The sequence below is a fragment of the Bergeyella porcorum genome (assembly GCF_042427575.1).
GTDB classification, from domain to species: Bacteria; Bacteroidota; Bacteroidia; order Flavobacteriales; family Weeksellaceae; genus Bergeyella; species Bergeyella porcorum.
Genome location: NZ_JBHMFD010000001.1, coordinates 85,915 through 104,062 on the forward strand (window position 1 = coordinate 85,915; position 18,148 = coordinate 104,062).

At 39.1% G+C, this 18,148-nt stretch carries 14 protein-coding genes; 9 read left to right on the forward strand and 5 right to left on the reverse strand.

Going from position 1 to position 18,148, the window contains the following annotated elements; genetic code table 11:
* The first annotated feature begins 162 nt into the window (after nt 1–162).
* The 3 genes from ACFFUE_RS00375 (at nt 163) to ACFFUE_RS00385 (ending at nt 5,841) form a co-directional block, all read left to right on the forward strand.
* Nucleotides 163–888 (forward strand): DUF6261 family protein, encoded by a 726-nt coding sequence (locus ACFFUE_RS00375; protein ID WP_376831789.1) that lies wholly within the window; start codon nt 163–165, stop codon nt 886–888.
* A gap of 64 nt (nt 889–952) precedes the next feature.
* Nucleotides 953–3,457 carry a GIY-YIG nuclease family protein gene (locus ACFFUE_RS00380; protein WP_376831791.1) on the forward strand — a complete coding sequence of 835 codons (2,505 nt, stop codon included), beginning with the start codon at nt 953–955 and terminating at the stop codon, nt 3,455–3,457.
* Between the two features lie 239 nt (nt 3,458–3,696).
* On the forward strand, nt 3,697–5,841 hold the full coding sequence (locus tag ACFFUE_RS00385) for a polyribonucleotide nucleotidyltransferase (protein WP_376831793.1): 2,145 nt from the start codon (nt 3,697–3,699) through the stop codon (nt 5,839–5,841).
* Nucleotides 5,842–6,157: 316 nt separating this feature from the next.
* On the opposite strand, the gene ACFFUE_RS00390 is transcribed toward ACFFUE_RS00385, so the two are convergent.
* The 4 genes from ACFFUE_RS00390 to ACFFUE_RS00405 all read right to left on the reverse strand — a co-directional run bounded on the left by ACFFUE_RS00390 (nt 6,158) and on the right by ACFFUE_RS00405 (nt 11,991).
* On the reverse strand, nt 6,158–7,612 hold the full coding sequence (locus ACFFUE_RS00390; protein WP_376831795.1) for an LptF/LptG family permease: 1,455 nt from the start codon (nt 7,610–7,612) through the stop codon (nt 6,158–6,160).
* A gap of 69 nt (nt 7,613–7,681) precedes the next feature.
* Nucleotides 7,682–8,329, reverse strand: coding sequence for an outer membrane lipoprotein periplasmic chaperone LolA1 (gene lolA1, locus ACFFUE_RS00395; protein WP_376831797.1), 648 nt, complete (start codon nt 8,327–8,329; stop codon nt 7,682–7,684).
* Between the two features lie 77 nt (nt 8,330–8,406).
* Nucleotides 8,407–10,941, reverse strand: coding sequence for an FtsK/SpoIIIE family DNA translocase (locus tag ACFFUE_RS00400; RefSeq protein ID WP_376831799.1), 2,535 nt, complete (start codon nt 10,939–10,941; stop codon nt 8,407–8,409).
* Nucleotides 10,942–11,061: 120 nt separating this feature from the next.
* Nucleotides 11,062–11,991, reverse strand: coding sequence for a bifunctional riboflavin kinase/FAD synthetase (locus ACFFUE_RS00405; RefSeq protein WP_376831801.1), 930 nt, complete (start codon nt 11,989–11,991; stop codon nt 11,062–11,064).
* 171 nt (nt 11,992–12,162) lie between these two features.
* On the opposite strand from ACFFUE_RS00405, the gene atpD reads away from it, so the two are divergent.
* The 6 genes from atpD (at nt 12,163) to ACFFUE_RS00435 (ending at nt 16,491) form a co-directional block, all read left to right on the forward strand.
* Entirely contained in the window at nt 12,163–13,671 is a 1,509-nt protein-coding gene (gene atpD / locus ACFFUE_RS00410) for a F0F1 ATP synthase subunit beta (protein WP_327984639.1), read from the forward strand.
* Between the two features lie 77 nt (nt 13,672–13,748).
* Entirely contained in the window at nt 13,749–14,030 is a 282-nt protein-coding gene (locus ACFFUE_RS00415; RefSeq protein ID WP_327984638.1) for a FoF1 ATP synthase subunit delta/epsilon, read from the forward strand.
* Between the two features lie 157 nt (nt 14,031–14,187).
* Nucleotides 14,188–14,727 (forward strand): hypothetical protein, encoded by a 540-nt coding sequence (locus ACFFUE_RS00420; protein ID WP_376831804.1) that lies wholly within the window; start codon nt 14,188–14,190, stop codon nt 14,725–14,727.
* A complete protein-coding gene (rluF, locus tag ACFFUE_RS00425) occupies nt 14,727–15,446 on the forward strand; it encodes a 23S rRNA pseudouridine(2604) synthase RluF (RefSeq protein ID WP_376831806.1) in 720 nt (239 codons plus the stop codon). The genes ACFFUE_RS00420 and rluF overlap by 1 nt, the downstream gene beginning before the upstream one ends.
* 11 nt (nt 15,447–15,457) lie before the next feature.
* On the forward strand, nt 15,458–15,802 hold the full coding sequence (locus tag ACFFUE_RS00430) for a CidA/LrgA family protein (protein ID WP_376831808.1): 345 nt from the start codon (nt 15,458–15,460) through the stop codon (nt 15,800–15,802).
* A complete protein-coding gene (locus ACFFUE_RS00435; RefSeq protein WP_512699037.1) occupies nt 15,799–16,491 on the forward strand; it encodes an LrgB family protein in 693 nt (230 codons plus the stop codon). The genes ACFFUE_RS00430 and ACFFUE_RS00435 overlap by 4 nt, the downstream gene beginning before the upstream one ends.
* 200 nt (nt 16,492–16,691) lie before the next feature.
* On the opposite strand, the gene ACFFUE_RS00440 is transcribed toward ACFFUE_RS00435, so the two are convergent.
* Nucleotides 16,692–18,020, reverse strand: coding sequence for a ComEA family DNA-binding protein (locus ACFFUE_RS00440; protein ID WP_376831812.1), 1,329 nt, complete (start codon nt 18,018–18,020; stop codon nt 16,692–16,694).
* Between the last annotated feature and the right edge of the window lie 128 nt (nt 18,021–18,148).

The following is an 18,148-nucleotide window of genomic DNA, read 5'->3' on the forward strand; positions in this document are numbered from 1 at the left end:
CTTTCGTCAATTGGCGAAACGGTTTTCAGGAAGTAAAAAATACTTTCGCTAATCCACGAAATGATTTTCAGAAGGCAAAAAGCCCCAGCCCCCGAAGGAAGCCACCGAAGGGGGAACCTTCAACCTTAAACTTTGAACCATCAACCTTAAACCCCATTAATTATGATTACAAAAATAGAAGACATTAAGTTAGGGCGACTAAACAACGCCGAATATACGCAGTTTTTGAGCAATACAGAAATTCTCATCACTACTGCTACTATAGAGAAACTAGGCATACCAAAGGCTTTGTTTGATAAATTCAAGCAAAATATTGCTAAACTGACAGACCTTGCCAAGAAGAGTAAAATCAGCAAGGAAACCCAAGAGCTGGAAGTCTTAGACAAGCAAAGAGATGAGCTGGTGGTGTATCTACTGACGGCTTTCAAGAACGAGCGAAAAAGTCCGCTCACCCCTCGTAAAGAGGCTGCCAATGCTTTGTATATACTTACCAAGCCTTATATAGGCATCCAGAGTTTGCCCCAGAGGCAAGAGACTCAGCATATAGAAAGCCTTTTGACAGACCTTGAAAAACAAGAGAATACGCCTCATCTTACAGTCTTAGGGCTTACCGATGCACTGGCTTCCCTCAAGGAAATTAATATAAAATATAAGAAACTTACTGCCGACCGTACCGATTCGCTCTCTGCCCAGCCAACGGAAAACTCCAAAGACCTACGCAAACAGACAGATGAGCAATATCAGGAGATTGTACTCCGTGCTTTTGCCCACAGCATAGCATTGCCTACCGCCGAGACGGCAGCATTTATAGCGTCTCTTAACCAGCTGGTAAAAGAAACCAATAATGCTAACAAACAAAGATTAGCACAAGCAAAGAAAGGAAGTTGAGGCGTGGAACTTCAAACCTTAAATCTCAAACTTTGAACCTTAAACCTTAAACTTTAAATAAAAAATGTTTCAAGAACAAAGAATACCAAAAATATACGCCTATACCGATACCCGCTTTGAGGGTATGCTAAAAGTAGGCTACACCGAGCGAAAGGCAGAAGACCGAGTAAGACAGCAGATGGAAGCCGTGAAACTTCCGAGCCAGTCTTGGGAAATAGTATTAGAGGAAATAGCCCTGCGAGAAGATGGTTCGTTTTTTGACGACCACGCCATACATCGCCAACTGAAAAAGATGGGCGTTATACAAGACCAAGGCGAGTGGTTCCGCTGTACGCTAGAGGAGGTGAAAGCAGCCATACTAGCCGAGAAAAAAGGTATCGTCAATATAGAGAAACGCACCGCAGATTTCCCAATGCGACCAGAGCAAAAAGCCGCAGTGGAGAAAACCGCAGCTTACTTCCGCTCATTTGAGAAAGAAGAGGGCGTAGTGCCACATTTTCTTTGGAATGCCAAAATGCGTTTCGGAAAAACTTTTGCCGCTTACCAATTGGCTCTAGAAATGGGCTGGAAAAAACTTTTGGTGCTCACCTTCAAGCCTGCCGTGCTATCTGCTTGGCGAGAAGATTTGCTTTCGCATATAGATTTTAAAGACTGGCAATTTGCCTCCAAAAAAGAAGAAGATTTGAGCGAGGAAGGCTTAGACTCCCAACGCCCATTTGTGTATTTTGCTTCCTTCCAAGATGTTTTAGGAAAAGACTCAAAAACAGGCGGTATCAAAATTCATAACGAATGGATACATAGCGAGGATTGGGATTGTGTCATCTTTGATGAATACCACTACGGCGCGTGGCGAGACAATGCCAAAGACCTTTTTAATAACGATGAGAAAAAAGAGTATAAGGAGGTAAAAGAAGAAATGGAAGAAATGGATATGGATAATCCTGATTATTTTGATGAAAAACTCCTACCGATTACTACCAAGCACTATCTCTATCTCTCTGGTACGCCATTCCGTGCCATTGGTTCGGGAGAGTTTATAGAAGAGCAAATCTTCAACTGGACATACTCCGATGAGCAAAAAGCCAAAGAAGAATGGAATGATGAGGTGGGTAAAAACCCCTATGCCTCCCTACCAAGACTAATGATGCTTACCTATCAGTTGCCAGAGCATATTCGCCAGATTGCCCAAAAAGGCGAGTTTAATGAGTTTGACCTTAATGTATTCTTCTCTGCAGAGGGTAGTGGTAAGAATGCAAAGTTTAAGTATGAAAATGAAGTGCAAGATTGGCTCAATATCATCAGAGGGCAATATAAGAACACCATAGAAGACGCTCTAAAACAAAGAACACGCCCACCGATGCCGTATTCTGATATTCGTTTACTTCCTTCGTTGCAGCATACCTTTTGGTTTTTGCCTAATGTAGCCTCTTGCTACGCAATGGCAAACCTCTTGGCTCAAAAGCAAAATAGTTTTTACCACGATTATGAAATAATAGTAAGTGCAGGAACAAAGGCAGGGATAGGAGTAGAAGCCCTAGTACCCGTGCAGAAAGCAATGGGCGAGCCACTGAAAACCAAAACCATTACACTCTCTTGTGGCAAGCTTACCACAGGGGTATCCGTAGCACCTTGGTCGGGGATTTTCGTATTGAGGAATATGGCCAGCCCAGAGACCTATTTCCAAGCCATCTTCCGAGTGCAGACCCCGTGGGTGGTGAAAAACCCAGATAAAAACTCGCCCAACCGCGAAGAAATCGTGAAGCAAGAATGCTATGTGTTTGATTTTTCGCCCAACAGAGCCTTGAATCAAGTAGCTACTTATAGCAACCAGCTCAATAGCGATATGGGAGTTAGCCCAGAGCAGAAGGTAGCAGAGTTTATCCGCTTTTTGCCAATATTGGCGTATGATGGTAGTGCTATGACAGAGATAAGTGCCGAAGAGATTTTAGACCTTACCACCAGCGGAACCACGGCTACTTTATTGGCAAAAAGATGGCAGAGTGCCTTGCTCGTGAATGTAGATAATGTGACCCTACAACGCCTGATGAATAACGAAGAAGCCCTGAGGGCTTTGGAGAGTATAGAAGGCTTTCGTGCCATTGGTGAAGAGTTGGAGACGATTATCAATAAATCCGAAAGCATCAAGAAAGCCAAAAAAGAAAAAACCGAAGAAGGTACAGAACTGACCCCAAAAGAGAAAAAAGAACTTTCCGAAGAGGAAAAAGAAGTGAAAAACAGGAGGAAGCAGATTCAAGAAAAGTTGATGAAATTTGCCCAGCGTATTCCTGTGTTTATGTATCTTTCGGAGTATAGAGAGCAGACTTTGCAAGACGTGATTACCAAGCTAGAGCCAGAGTTGTTTAAGAAAGTAACAGGGCTTACGGTAGAAGACTTTACGCTATTGGAGAAAATAGGCGTATTCAACGGCAAGCTGATGAACGATGCGGTATTCAAATTCAAACGCTATGAAGACTCTAGTCTCAACTATACAGGGATAGACAAGCACCAAGGCGAAAGAATAGGAGGTTACAATACCATAAAAAATCCTATCATAGAAGAGCAGGTATAAAACAAGTGAAAAAAAAGGAGAAGCATTAGTTCTCCTTTTTTTTATGGATAATATACAGAGCGTTTAGACAAAAGTTGATGACTTTATTGGGTTTCATAGTATTGTAAATGAAAAGTGTTTTAATTATTCCCACATTCCTCACGGATATTTAACAATTAAACCTTATCTTTGCACACGAAAATTTAAAGAGTTTAAATTATAACGCACTCAATACGGAGTGCAAAAGACAGTTTAATTTTATGAATGCTCCAGAAGCAATTATTGAAAAATTTCAATTGAAAGATGGACGAGAGGTGTCCATAGAAACAGGGCGTTTGGCTAAGCAGGCCAATGGCTCTGTAGTAGTAAAATGTGGTGGTACAATGCTATTGGCTACCGTAGTGGCAAATAAAGATGCCAACCCCGGTGTGGATTTCCTTCCGCTTACCGTAGATTACAGAGAAAAATTCTACGCAGGAGGTAAAATCCCAGGAAATTTCTTCCGTAGAGAAACCAAGCCTTCTGATGACGAAGTGCTTACAATGAGGTTGGTAGATAGGGTATTGCGTCCACTATTTCCAGATGATTTCCACGCAGAAGTGCAGGTGATGATTTCCCTAATCTCTTACGATAAGGAAGTAATGCCAGAAGCCTTAGCAGGTTTGGCAGCATCAGCCGCTATCGCCATTACAGATATTCCGTTCAATGGGCCTATGTCTGAGGTAAGAGTGGTGCGTATAGACGGAGAACTATCCGTTAACCCAAGCATCGAAAACCTGAAGAAAGCAGATTTGGACATTATGGTAGGGGCTACCAAAGACTCTATCGTAATGGTGGAGGGCGAGATGAAAGAAATCTCCGAAGCCGAAATGCTGGAAGCCATTAAGTACGCTCACGAAGAGATTAAAGTACAGATTGAAGCCCAAGAGCGTTTGGCAGCAAGAATCCCTTCTTCTCAAGTGAAAAGAACCTACGAGCACGAGGTGCACAATGAAGACATTCGCCAAAAAGTGTGGGCAGAGTGCTATGATAAGGTTTATAATGTAGCCAAAGTACCTTCAGCTAAAGAGGAAAGACACGAGAAATTTGCGGCTGTATTAGAAGAATTCCTTTCTCAATACACCGAAGAAGAAAGAGAAGAAGTAGAGCCATTCGCTAAAGTATATTACCACGATGTGGAAAAAGAAGCGATGCGACAAATGATTTTGAATGAGGGTATCCGTCTAGATGGTAGAGATTCTAAAACCATCCGCCCAATTTGGTCAGAGGTAGATTATCTACCAGGAGCACACGGTTCTGCCATCTTTACCAGAGGAGAGACTCAATCTCTTACTGCCGTTACATTAGGTTCTATGAAAGATGCCAATATGGTGGATTCTGTAGCCATCAACTATGATGAGAAATTCTTCTTACACTACAATTTCCCACCGTTCTCCACAGGGGAAGCAAGACCTTTGAGAGGAACTTCAAGAAGGGAAGTAGGGCACGGTAACCTAGCTCAAAGAGCATTACAAAATATGATTCCAGAGGAAAACCCTTACACCATTCGTGTGGTTTCAGATATTTTGGAATCCAATGGTTCTTCTTCTATGGCTACCGTTTGTGCAGGGACATTGGCATTGATGGATGCAGGGGTGCAAATCACCAAGCCCGTTTCTGGTATCGCAATGGGATTGATTACTGACCCTAAATCAGGGAAATTTACCGTACTTTCAGATATTTTAGGAGATGAAGACCACCTTGGCGATATGGATTTCAAGGTAACAGGAACGGCAGATGGTATCACCGCTTGCCAGATGGATATCAAAATCCAAGGATTGACAATGGATATTATGGAAACGGCTCTTAACCAAGCTAGAGAAGGGCGTATCCACATTTTGAACGAAATCTTGAAGACCATAGACCAGCCAAGAGCTGATGTGAAGCCTCACGCTCCGAAAATGGAAATTTTAGAAATTCCAAAAGACTTTATTGGTGCCGTGATAGGACCTGGTGGTAAAATCATTCAGCAACTTCAGAAAGATACCGATACCGTGATTTCTATTGAGGAAATTGGCGAGATTGGACGCATTGAGATTGCTGGAACGGATAGAGAGAAAATCAATGCAGCTATTGCAGCGATTAATGAGATTACCTTCGTGCCAGTGGTGGGTGAAGTTTACAAAGGAAAAGTAGTGAAGATAATGGATTTTGGTGCTTTTGTTCAGTTGGCAAAAGGAACCGAAGGTTTGCTTCACATCTCTGAAATAGACTGGAAACGCACCGAAAAAGTACCATACAGCGAAGGCGATGAGGTAGAAGTGAAGTTTATGGGCTATGATGATAGAAAGAAAATGAAGCTATCCCGTAAAGTGCTTTTGCCAAGACCTCCAAAGCCAGAGGCAAAACCAAAAGCAGATCAATAATCGGCATAAAGTAAAATCCACCTTTCTGATTTTCGGAAAGGTGGATTTTTTGTTTTTTAGATTACAATCGTTAGATGTTAGACGCTAGATTTTAGAAGTTAGATATTAGATATTAGACGCTAGATTTTAGAGGTTAGAGAAAACTTCAAAACTCAAAACTTAAATTGGTTGATAGTTGTTGGTTGTCGGTTGATGGTTTAAGGGGTAATTTGTCAAAAACTCAACACTCAGCACTCAACACTTAAAACTTTTTAAGTTGGTCTTTTCTCTTTCTTCTTTCTTCAAAACTCAAAACTCAAAACTTAACACTCAACACTTAAAGATACCTTTGGTGTTCCTTTTTCTTTTGAAATTTGGATAGAATAGGTTTTAGCAACACTTTATATTTTTCTATATCAAACAACTGTGAGTCTGTAAGGGCTTTCATTGTAAGCCAAATGCTGAACGGGAAAAGAATCATATTAGGAAGCCACGCCGCTAGGTATGGATTCATTTGACCTTTCCAAGCGATATTCTCCACCGTGAGGTTCATTGTATGGAAAATAATAAAAATCACCACAGAAACTACAACTGGAACGCCCATTCCTCCTTTTCTGATGATGCTTCCCAAACTGGCACCAATAAGGAAGAAAATAATACAAGTAAAAGAATAAGATAAAATTCTTTGCTGGTGCATAATCATCTTATTATGCTGTTTTACAACACCCTCTATCTCTCCTTTCTTGATTTCCAAATCATTGATTTGAGTTCCTACTTTATTGTATGCCATCAGTAGAGCGTCTAATTTTTTCTGCTTTTTAATGGTGTCTAGCTTGTATTGCTGTTCTGCTTTAGATGTGGATTTAGGTGTGTTCTCTATGGAGTAGATGTAGCCATTGGCATTGCTAACTAATGAAGAAGATAGCCCTTTCATTACTTCGGTATTCTCCTTTCTTTTTTCTGCAATACTTTCATCAAGTTCGGCATAAGATTTAAAACGATAATCATCCGTAATCTGTTCTTTTTCCAAAGCTTTATCTATCAATTCACTGATGTCAAAATGCAATACCAAGGTATCAAACTTTACCGATTGATTAGGCTGTTTCAGGCGTTCGCGAAAGTCTTTGTTTCGGAATTCATCATCGTAGATATAGCCATCATAAAGCTTTAGTTTTAGAAAATTTTTATCCTCAGGCGTTGCAAATCGCCCACTTTTGGCTACAAAGGCTCTCTGGTCTTCAAAGATATTAGCAGATTTGTGAATATAGATGCCTTTGAGAAACTCTCCATTTTCCCCAGAGATTTCATCAAACTTCACGGCATATTCTGGAATCTGATGGATAAACTGCCCTGGTGTAAAGTTGAGTGCTGGCTTGGTAGCAGCAACATTGTAGAGCATATTTTTAGCCTTCCGCTGAAAATCTGGCGTAATGTTATTTTGAAAGAAAAATAAAACCACCGAAAGGATAATGTTCAATATAAAAAGTGGCAGCATTACTCTGGTAAGAGAAATCCCTGCGGCTTTCATAGCAGCAAGCTCATAGCGTTCTCCTAAGTCTCCAAATGCCATAATGGAAGCCAGCAAGATGGTAAGTGGCAATACCATAGAAACCACACTTACCCCCATATAAAATAGCAGTTTGATAATTTCAAAAACGCTGAGTCCCTTTCCCATAAACTGTGACATCTGTATCCAGATGATGTTCACAATGAAAATGAAAAACAGAACGCTGAAAATGAATAAAAACGGCCCGAAAAAAGTCTTGATAATATAGCGGTCTAATATCTTCATCGGCACAAAAATAATCAAAAAGTCACAAAGTGCGATACTCTGTGACTTAATATGGTATTAAATTCACGATTACAATTCTGTAATCAGATAGTTGCTGTATTGATTTTTATTAAATTTAAACATATCAGCGGCTAAGTTTTGATTGGTTTTATAGTCGGTTACAGCAATTACCGCCACATCATTATTGGTTGCATATTGCTCTATTTTTACCAATTGTTTCTTTGCTGCATTCACATAGAGATAGACATTTTTGATGCCATTACTCTTCACGGGAGTTAACTGAACCAAATCTGTACTCACGCCATTCACCGTTTTTTTACCAATGTATTTGGCGTTATACTCTTTAGAATAGCTGCTAAGATAGTTGGTAGGCGAAAACATCATCTCCTTACCGTTGGCTTTTGCGATGGTTACTTCTTGGTCTTCATCGCTAATGTTATACACTTTAGTACCATCAAAGATTTGCTCCACACCCATTATTTTGAGTTTATATTGTGAAGGCGTGGTATAGAAAATCCCTGTTTGGGTTTTAGACACTTTACCATTATTGCCCGTACCATAGGAGAACTTAAAGTAAGTATTCTTATTGGCTTTGTAGTTTTTGGCTACGGCATCTAGAAGGGTTTTAGATTTCGCATCAGATTTCTGTGCAAAAGCCAGAGCAACAGCTCCAAAAGATAAAGTAGCGAGGGTTATTTTTTTAGTTATTGCTATCATTTTATTGATTTTTAGATTGATGTTAATTGCTTTTACATCAAGTCCTCAATAATTATTCCATTAAATATTAATAAATGTTAAAAATTTTCCTTCAAGTTTTTCAGATACTCTTCTAGGTAGTTTAAATCGGTAATGAGGACTTCTCTTGCTTTAGCACCATTAAATCCGCCTACGATACCGCTAGCTTCCAATTGGTCCATAATTCTTCCTGCACGGTTGTAGCCCAATTTTAGTTGTCTTTGAAGCATAGATGTAGACCCTTGCTGTGTGCCAACCACTATTCTGGCGGCTTCTTCAAAGAGGGCGTCTTTTTCATTAGGGTCAAAGCCACCTGCACTAGAACCACCATCTTCTGATGCTACCTCTGGAAGGATAAAGGCAGATGGATAAGCTTTTTGAGAGCCTATAAATTCGGCAATTTTTTCTACCTCTGGTGTATCAATAAAAGCACATTGTAAGCGAATCAAATCATTACCATTGAAGTAAAGCATATCTCCTTTACCGATGAGCTGGTCGGCACCTGGGGAATCTAAGATGGTCTTGGAATCCACTCCAGAAATCACACGGAATGCAGCTCTGGCTGGGAAGTTGGCTTTAATCATACCTGTAATCACATTCACAGAAGGTCTTTGGGTAGCCACGATAAGGTGAATGCCTACCGCTCTTGCCAACTGAGCCAAACGGGCGATAGGATGCTCTACCTCTTTGCCCGCCGTCATAATGAGGTCTGCAAACTCATCCACCACCAATACAATGTAAGGAAGGTAGCGGTGTCCGTTTTCGGGATTGAGTTTTCTTTCGGAGAACTTCTTGTTGTATTCCTTAATATTTTTACAGAAAGCATTTTTAAGAAGTTCGTAGCGGGTATCCATCTCTACACAAAGTGAGTTTAAGGTATTAATCACCTTAGAATTATCGGTGAGAATAGCTTCATCCGTATCGGGTAGTTTTGCCAGATAATGTCTTTCAATTTTGGAGTAAAGTGATAGTTCTACCTTTTTAGGGTCCACCATTACAAATTTCAGTTCGCTCGGATGTTTTTTGTACAATAAAGATGCTAATATGGCATTAATCCCTACCGATTTACCCTGTCCCGTAGCACCTGCCATCAGGAGGTGAGGCATTTTAGCAAGGTCTGCCATAAAGATTTCATTGGAAATGGTTTTCCCGAATACCACAGGTAAGTCCATATCGGTATTTTGAAATTTTTGTGAAGCGATGACACTTCGCATAGAAACCATTGTAGGATTTTTCCTTGGAACTTCTATCCCTATGGTACCTTTTCCTGGCATAGGTGCGATAATTCTAATGCCTAATGCGGAGAGGTTGAGGGCAATGTCATCTTGAAGTTTTTTGATGGCTGCTACGCGGATACCCGCTTCTGGAACCATCTCATAAAGCGTTACAGTAGGGCCTATGGTTGCCTTAATCTGAGAAATACCAATATTAAAGTTTTTCAGTAAACCTACGATACGATTCTTGTTTTCTTCTAATTCTTCTTTATTGATGGAAATCTCCTCATTGCCATAATCTTTCAGCAATTCAATTGGTGGAAATTGATACCCTGCTAAATCCAATTTATGGTCATAAAGCCCATATTCTTTTACCAATTCTTCAGATTTTAGTTCAATATCATCAGGTTCTATTAGATCGATGGTAGGTGCAACTTCCACTTGAAAATCAATATCATCATCGGTAGTGCTTGCTGATGGCTGTGGCGTAGTATTTCCTAATGCAGGTTCTACTAGAATATCAATGGTATTAGTTTCAGTTTCATAGCTGGTTTTGTTAGGCGTTTTTACGGGTTCTATAGCATTATCCGTTACCGAAACTTTGGGAAAATCCATCGGTACACTCACTGGCTCAGAGAGGGGAGTTTCTGTAATGGTTTCGGCTGGTTTAATATTTTCAATAGGTGTAGAGGCGGGCTGATGAGTCTCTTGAATAGCATTTTGCTGAAGTTCATCTAGTTCTTCATCTGCATCAAATTTTTCCGAGCTTGGCAAGATGTTTTTCATTTTGCTCATTGTGCTCTCGCTGATGTTGTTTAGTTGAGCTTTTACAGCACTTGGACGCAGATTGAACTCCAAAACAAAATAAAGTAAAATACTGGTTATTAATATAATCCATAGTCCAAATTTACCAATAATGGAACTTGAAAAATCCATCACTTGAAAGCCATAGACACCACTTAGCACGCCCTCACCTTGGGTAATGGCACCTAGGAAGATGGGCAACCAGCAGATGAAAAATAGAGAGTGTCCAAAGGTTTTCCAAGGTTTGAAATACTTCTTCTTCAGGATTAAAGTTCCTATCATAAAAAGGAGAAATGCCACGATGAACGCTGCAATCCCTATACTATCAAAAATGAAAATATTTCCAAGCCAATCGCCTAATTTCCCAATGAGATTAGAAGATTCTACACTTCTGTTTAGCATAGCTCCCGTTTGGCTTTGATTGGCTTGCCAGTTGATAAGATAAGAGCCAAAAGATATTGTAAAAATCACTGAAGTGATGATAAACAACAATCCGAAAAAAATTCGGGGTTTGGATAAAGTTTTAGGAGTGGTAACTTCTGGTTTTGTAGTGTTCTGTTTTGTATTTTTTTCCATAATTCGTATCTCGGGCAAATTTAAAAAAAAAAGCATCATAAAAGCTCTTAACCAACTCTAAAATCAAGAGATTTTTCGGACTAGATATTTATAATGTTGGTTAAAATTCTGAAAATAATGCTATTGTGCTAGTGTGAAAAATTCTTCGGTACGCCTTTGGTCGTCTTTTAGTTTTTCTATAAGTTGGTCTAAATTTTCAAATTTTATTTCTTCGTGTAAAAAGGCTCTAAATTTTACGGTAATTTCCTTGTCATACAAATCACCATTAAAGTCTAAAATATTAACTTCCACCGTGAGTTGTTCCCCATTTACCGTAGGATTGGTACCCACGCTTAGCATTCCTCTATAAAAAATTCCTTCTATCAAAACCTCTACAATGTAAGCTCCCTTTTTAGGAAGTAGTTTCAGTGGGTCTGTTGCTATATTAGCGGTAGGGAAACCTATGGTTCTGCCCAATTTTTTCCCGTGCACCACTGTTCCTGTAATGGGGTAGGGGTATCCTAGCATCTCATTAGCATCTAGAATATTGCCTTCGCATAAAGCTGTTCTAATTTTGGTAGAAGAAATGTTGGCATTATTCAGATTGATAGCTTCTTTCTGTTCTACTTCAAAACCCAATTCTGGGGCTAACTGCTGTAGCAACTGAAAATTTCCGCTTTTATTTTTTCCGAAAGTATGGTCGTAGCCAATGATAAGATGTTTTACATTGAGGGTTTTTACTAAAATTTCCCTTACAAATGCTTCTCCTGATAGATTTCTAAATGCCTCGTCAAAGGATTGTAAAAACAAATTCTGAACGCCAAATTTTTGGAGTAAATCTGTTTTTTCCTGTATGGTATTCAGTAATTTTAGAGGTTCGTTGGGATTAAAAACTAATCTTGGGTGTGGCCAAAAAGTAAGAATACTGGGTTCTAGCCCCTTTTCGCAGGCGATATGTTTTAACCCGTTGATAAGCCCTTGATGCCCAAGATGTACCCCATCAAACATCCCTAAGGACAATGCCAAAGGGTTGCGAGATTGGTAATTAGAAATATTGTGAAAGATATTCAAACCAGAATTTTTATTCGCAAAAATAAAAAAAATAAAGTTTTTCTGGGCGTGCGGTTTTATTTTGGATAGAGTTTTTTCAGATTTCAGATAAAAATATGATAAAAATCTTTTTTGATGTAGTTGTAGATTACCAGACTTTCATTATATTTGCACACAAGAAAAAATTTAGCAATGGCAAACCAAATTAAAGGAAAAATTTCTCAAATTATTGGTCCAGTAATCGATGTGGTATTCTCCAATGAAGGGGAGTTGCCAAAAATCTATGATGCACTGGAAGTAACAAAAAATAATGGTGAAAAACTTGTTCTTGAGGTAGAACAGCACATCGGTGAAGATTCTGTAAGATGTATCGCGATGGATGCTACCGATGGTTTACAAAGAGGACAAGAAGTAGTAAGCTTAGGTACTCAGATTACAATGCCTACGGGTGAAGGAGTTTATGGAAGACTTTTCAATGTGGTAGGTAATGCTATTGATGGGTTACCAGAACTTTCTAAGGATGGCGGATTGCCAATTCACAGAGAAGCTCCAAAATTTGATCAACTTTCAACTTCTGCAGAAGTTTTATTCACAGGTATCAAAGTAATCGACCTTATCGAGCCTTATGCAAAAGGTGGTAAGATTGGATTGTTTGGTGGTGCTGGTGTAGGTAAAACCGTATTGATTCAGGAGTTGATTAATAATATCGCAAAAGGACACGGTGGTCTTTCTGTATTCGCAGGAGTAGGGGAAAGAACTAGAGAAGGAAATGACCTTTTGAGAGAGATGCTAGAATCTGGTATCATTAAGTATGGTGAAGGATTTATGCACTCTATGGAAGAAGGTGGATGGGATCTTTCTAAAGCTAATCTTGATGAAATGAAAGAGTCTAAATGTACTTTCGTTTTCGGGCAGATGAACGAGCCACCAGGTGCAAGAGCAAGAGTAGCCCTTTCTGGTCTTACCATTGCAGAGTATTTCCGTGATGGGGATGGTGAAGGGCAAGGTAGAGATGTACTTTTCTTCGTAGATAATATCTTCCGTTTTACACAGGCGGGTTCTGAGGTATCTGCACTTCTTGGGCGTATGCCATCTGCGGTAGGTTATCAGCCAACTTTGGCATCAGAGATGGGGGCTATGCAGGAGAGAATTACTTCTACTAAAAACGGTTCCATTACTTCTGTACAAGCGGTATATGTACCTGCGGACGACTTAACAGACCCAGCTCCAGCAACTACCTTTGCTCACTTGGATGCTACCACGGTATTGGATAGAAAGATTGCATCGTTAGGTATTTATCCTGCTGTAGATCCACTAGCTTCTACATCTAGAATCTTGACGCCAGAAGTTTTAGGAAACGAACACTATGAATGTGCACAGAGAGTAAAAGAAATCTTACAAAGATATAAAGCGTTGCAAGATATCATCGCCATCCTTGGTATGGAAGAACTTTCTGAAGAGGACAAATTGGTAGTATATCGTGCTAGAAAGGTACAGAGATTCTTATCTCAGCCATTCCACGTAGCAGAGCAGTTTACTGGTCTTAAAGGAGCGTTGGTAGATATCAAAGATACCATCAAAGGATTTAATATGATTATTGATGGTGAACTAGACCAATATCCAGAGGCGGCTTTCAACTTGAAAGGAACCATCGAAGAAGCTATTGAGCACGGAGAAAAATTATTGGCTGAAAACGCTTAATTGGAAAATTGAATTAAAGAAAAAAGAGTGAACAATTTTCTCTTTTTTCTTTTCTCATTTCTCTTAAAATCTGAAATATGAACATAAAAATTTTAACCCCCGAAACGGTTGTTTTTGAAGGTGAAGTGGATTCTGTTTTGCTTCCTGGGAAGTCTGGAGAATTTCACATTATGAAAAATCACGCCGCTATTGTATCTTCATTGGGGTTTGGTAAAGTGAAGCTTTATACCAATGCTATCCAAGAAGATTATGCTAAATTTTTCACAAAAGAAGATGAGAAAGATTCTGTTTTTTCTTATCCTATTAAAAGTGGTGTGGTGGAATTTAACAATGAAAAAGGAATTATCTTAGCAGAGTAATTTCCAAAAAAATATTAACAAAAAAGCTGTTCTTTTATAGAGCAGCTTTTTTATTTTTTTAGATTTTATCTTAATACACTTGATTCTGAATAATAGTTTTTCAGTTCATAAAAATGTCTTAGTTTTGTAGAAGTATTGTAATTTTTTAGATTTGAATATGAACAAAGGTTTATTCTTTTTTGGGATATTATTATCTTTTCAATTGAATGCTCAAAACCAACAGAAAGATTACAGATTGGGCTTATTTACAGAGGGTTCAGCTCATATAGGGTTTGATTTAGCTTCCGTAATAGGCACCAATGAAGACAGTGAAAAACACCTCACTTTAGGTCTTGGAGCTCAGATGGGGGTGCAACCCTTGACTTGGTTGGCCATCAGTGGAGGGTTTCGGTACAGTTATATTACGCCTAATTATCATTTGTTGGGTTATAACATTCAGCCTTATTTTTTTATTGGAGCACCAGAAAATGAAGATTTTAATTTTCTCAGTTTCAAATGGGGTAAAAAGCAAAATAGAAACCTTACCTCAATGGGCAATTGGTATGGGCTTAGCATAGGGAAAATAGAAGTAGGGGATAGACGCCAGCTGGGGCAGAAAATGGAGCTCTCGTTGGATTTCTATGATTTAGGTCAAGATAAGTTTGCTTTCATAGGTTTTTCCTATGGTATCGTACTATTCAGTAATAAAAGTTTGTAATGGAAATACGCATTAATAAATACCTTTCTGAAGTGGGCTATTGTTCCCGTAGAGCAGCGGACAAGCTATTAGAAGAAGGCAGAATTACCATCAATGGAAAAATACCAGAGTTGGGTACCAAGGTTTCTGCTAAAGATGACATTCGCGTAGATGGCGTGTCTATCTCTAAACCTAAAGATGAGCATATCTACATTGCTCTGAATAAACCCATTGGTATAGTCTGCACCACAGATACCAAGCGGGAGAAAAATAATATTGTAGATTTTATTAATCACCCTAAACGCATCTTTCCCATTGGGCGATTGGACAAGCCTAGCGAAGGGCTGATTCTCCTGACTTCCGATGGTGATATTGTGAATAAAATTCTCCGGGCAAGGAATAATCACGAGAAAGAATACATTGTGAGGGTTAATAAGCCCATCACGCCACAGTTTATAGAAAAAATGAGTAAAGGGGTTCCTATTTTGGATACCATCACAAGGGAATGCGAAGTGGAGCAATTGGATACTTTATCGTTCAGGATTATTTTAACACAAGGACTCAACAGACAGATTCGCCGTATGTGTGAATATCTGGGCTATGAAGTGAAAAAACTAAAACGCATCCGCATTATGAATATCCATTTGGATATGCCCATAGGGCAATGGAGAGAACTCACCAAACAAGAGCTGGCAGAGCTACAAGAGCTAATACAAGATTCTAAGAAAACCATAGATTAAAAATATACGAAATGCTACTCCGCTATTTACTGATTATTTTCGGCTTTTTAGGATTGGGAGAGCTGATAGTTTACATTACCAACATCTCATTTCCTTCCAGTCTCATCGGAATGTTTTTACTGACCTTCGCTTTGCACAAAAATTGGATAAAGGTAGAATGGGTAAAAGGTATTTCAGATGTATTGGTCTCCAATTTAGGATTATTCTTTATTTCCCCAAGTGTAGCTCTAATGGTATATTGGGAAATGGTAGAAGACAATCTATTGGCTCTGGTAGCCTCTATTGTACTAAGCACCATTTTGGTAATAGGCGTTACGGGTAGAGTATATCAGTTCATCAGAAAAAAGATAAAATAATGGAATGGCTTAGAAATCCAATATGGCTTTTAGGGCTTTCATTTTTGTCCTATTTCCTATCATCACAATTGCAGAAGAAATACCGTTCTCCTTTTTTGAGTCCCATTGTTTTAACTACGGCTTTTCTTGTGGGATATCTTTGGGTATTCAATATTTCCTATGAGGACTATCAAAAGGCGGGGCATTACATAGACTTTTGGCTAAAGCCTTCCGTGGTGGCATTGGCAGTGCCGCTATACCTCCAAATGGAGAAAATCAAAAAACAACTTTTACCTATTTTGGTCTCACAGTTTTTGGGAAGTTTGGTGGGGATTATCAGCGTGTGTAGCATTGCAAAACTCTTAGGAGCTAATGAAATCTTGATACGCTCTTTAGCTCCAAAATCGGTTACAACTCCCATTGCCATAGAGGTTTCCAAAAGTTTGGGTGGGGTAGAGGCACTAACCGCCTCGGCGGTCATCTTTACAGGCATTGTGGGCAGTATCATAGGCGTTCAGATTTTAAAACTCGCAAAGATCCATAGTCCAATGGGACAAGGCATTTCTTTGGGTACAGCATCGCACGGTTTGGGCGTGATGCTGGCAATGGGAATGAGTGAGAAATATGCCGCATTTGCAAGCTTAGGGCTCATCATCAATGGTATTTTTACCGCAGTGCTTTCCCCTTGGCTAGTGCCGTGGTTTTGTTGATTGGGTTTTGAGTTTTAGTTTTGAAGAAAGAAGAAAAAGGAAGGACTTTTTAATCTTCTAGCCTCTTGGTTTTCTAACAATACTATTCTACATCCTTCAAAGGAGAAATTGATACCATAAATTATCATCAAATCAATACAATCTTGTTGCACAAACTGTTGCCTACGGCTTAAAAGCATAATTTAAGTTTTAACAACCCCTTACTTCAAATACAATTTCATTTTAGCTTCCACTTCGGGCTTCACTTTGATGAATTTCCATATTTTCTTATCATCGGGGTAAGAGATTCTATAAAAAATGATTTTATCCGCAGCGTATTTGAAATAAGGATGTGTTTTGAGCCAACTTTCTGGGGCATCTACCAAGGTATATCGGGCAACATTGGTATTATCCAACTGGAGCGTAGCAACAAGTTTTTCGGCTAAATCCCTATCAATATTATAAACTTCAAAAACCTGATTTTTATTCATAAAACCTCCCAAACTCTTCCGATAGGCCACCAAACTCCCCGCTACCTTTTCACTGAAACCAAACGCTACCAACTGCTTTTGAGTGATATGATTGAGCGAAAGCTCCGAAAAATTTACCGTAACAGGTTCGGTTTTAGAAATCTGAGGATTGGTCAAGTGCTCTTCATTAGAAGGCGTGGAAAACTTAATCCAAGGTTTTAATTCTTCAAACTTAGAGGCAATAACATAGCTTTTTTGCACTTCATCTAAGGTTTTGAAACGCCCACGGAGTATTTTGTTTTTGTAATTCAAGATGCTTTGGGCTTGTTTTTCGGTGAAGCCTAAACTTTGCCAGCCTTGTTCATCCAAATCATTAGGGTCAAAATAAGAATATTGAATTTTGGGTTTTTCTGAGGAAAGATGAGATTTTGGGGTGCTAATTTTATCGGGAAGCTGTAAAAACGGATGCATCTGCTCATAGCGTTCTGCACTAATCACAAAACACGATTTCAGTTGTTCTTTGCTTTCAAAATTCCCACCCAAAAACTGTCGGTACTTGATGATGGCTTCGGCTTGTTTCTCGCTAAACCCGATGGTTTCCCAATCTTTCGCAGTATAATGATTCGGATTAAAAGCTTTATGAATGTTTAAATTTCTGTTGAATGAGGGAGAATAGGAAGGAGAGATTTTCTTATTTTCGGTATGATGCTCTGGAAGTAAAATATAAGGAGCCAGCTCATCATATCTTGGCTGAATGGGGTAGCATTTCCTGAACTGCTCTTTGGACAGAAACGCCCCACCAATCATTGCTTTGTATTTCAAAATGGTAGCCGCTTGTCGCTCTGTGAAGCCTAAGGCTTGCCATTGAGATTGGTCTAAATCATTGGGATTAAACTCCATCAGCATCAGCGGAGGTTGGGAAGTGTTCTCAATGGTTTGAAACTCAATAGGAGGAAGCTGTGGCGTTTGTAAAGACCGATAGTACCACCATCCCAGATGAAGTATAATCACCATACACGCCAAAAGGGAAAAACCGAGTATTTGCTCTTTTCTTAAACGATATGGAAGTTTAGGTTTCATATTATTGATATTTTGTGCTTTAAAATTAGTGAATTTTTCTAAATCTATTTTTTATTAGCTGTATTTTTTTTCTGTATATTTGAGGTCAATAGAAATCCTAATTTTTGGATGTTTAATTTATAATTAAG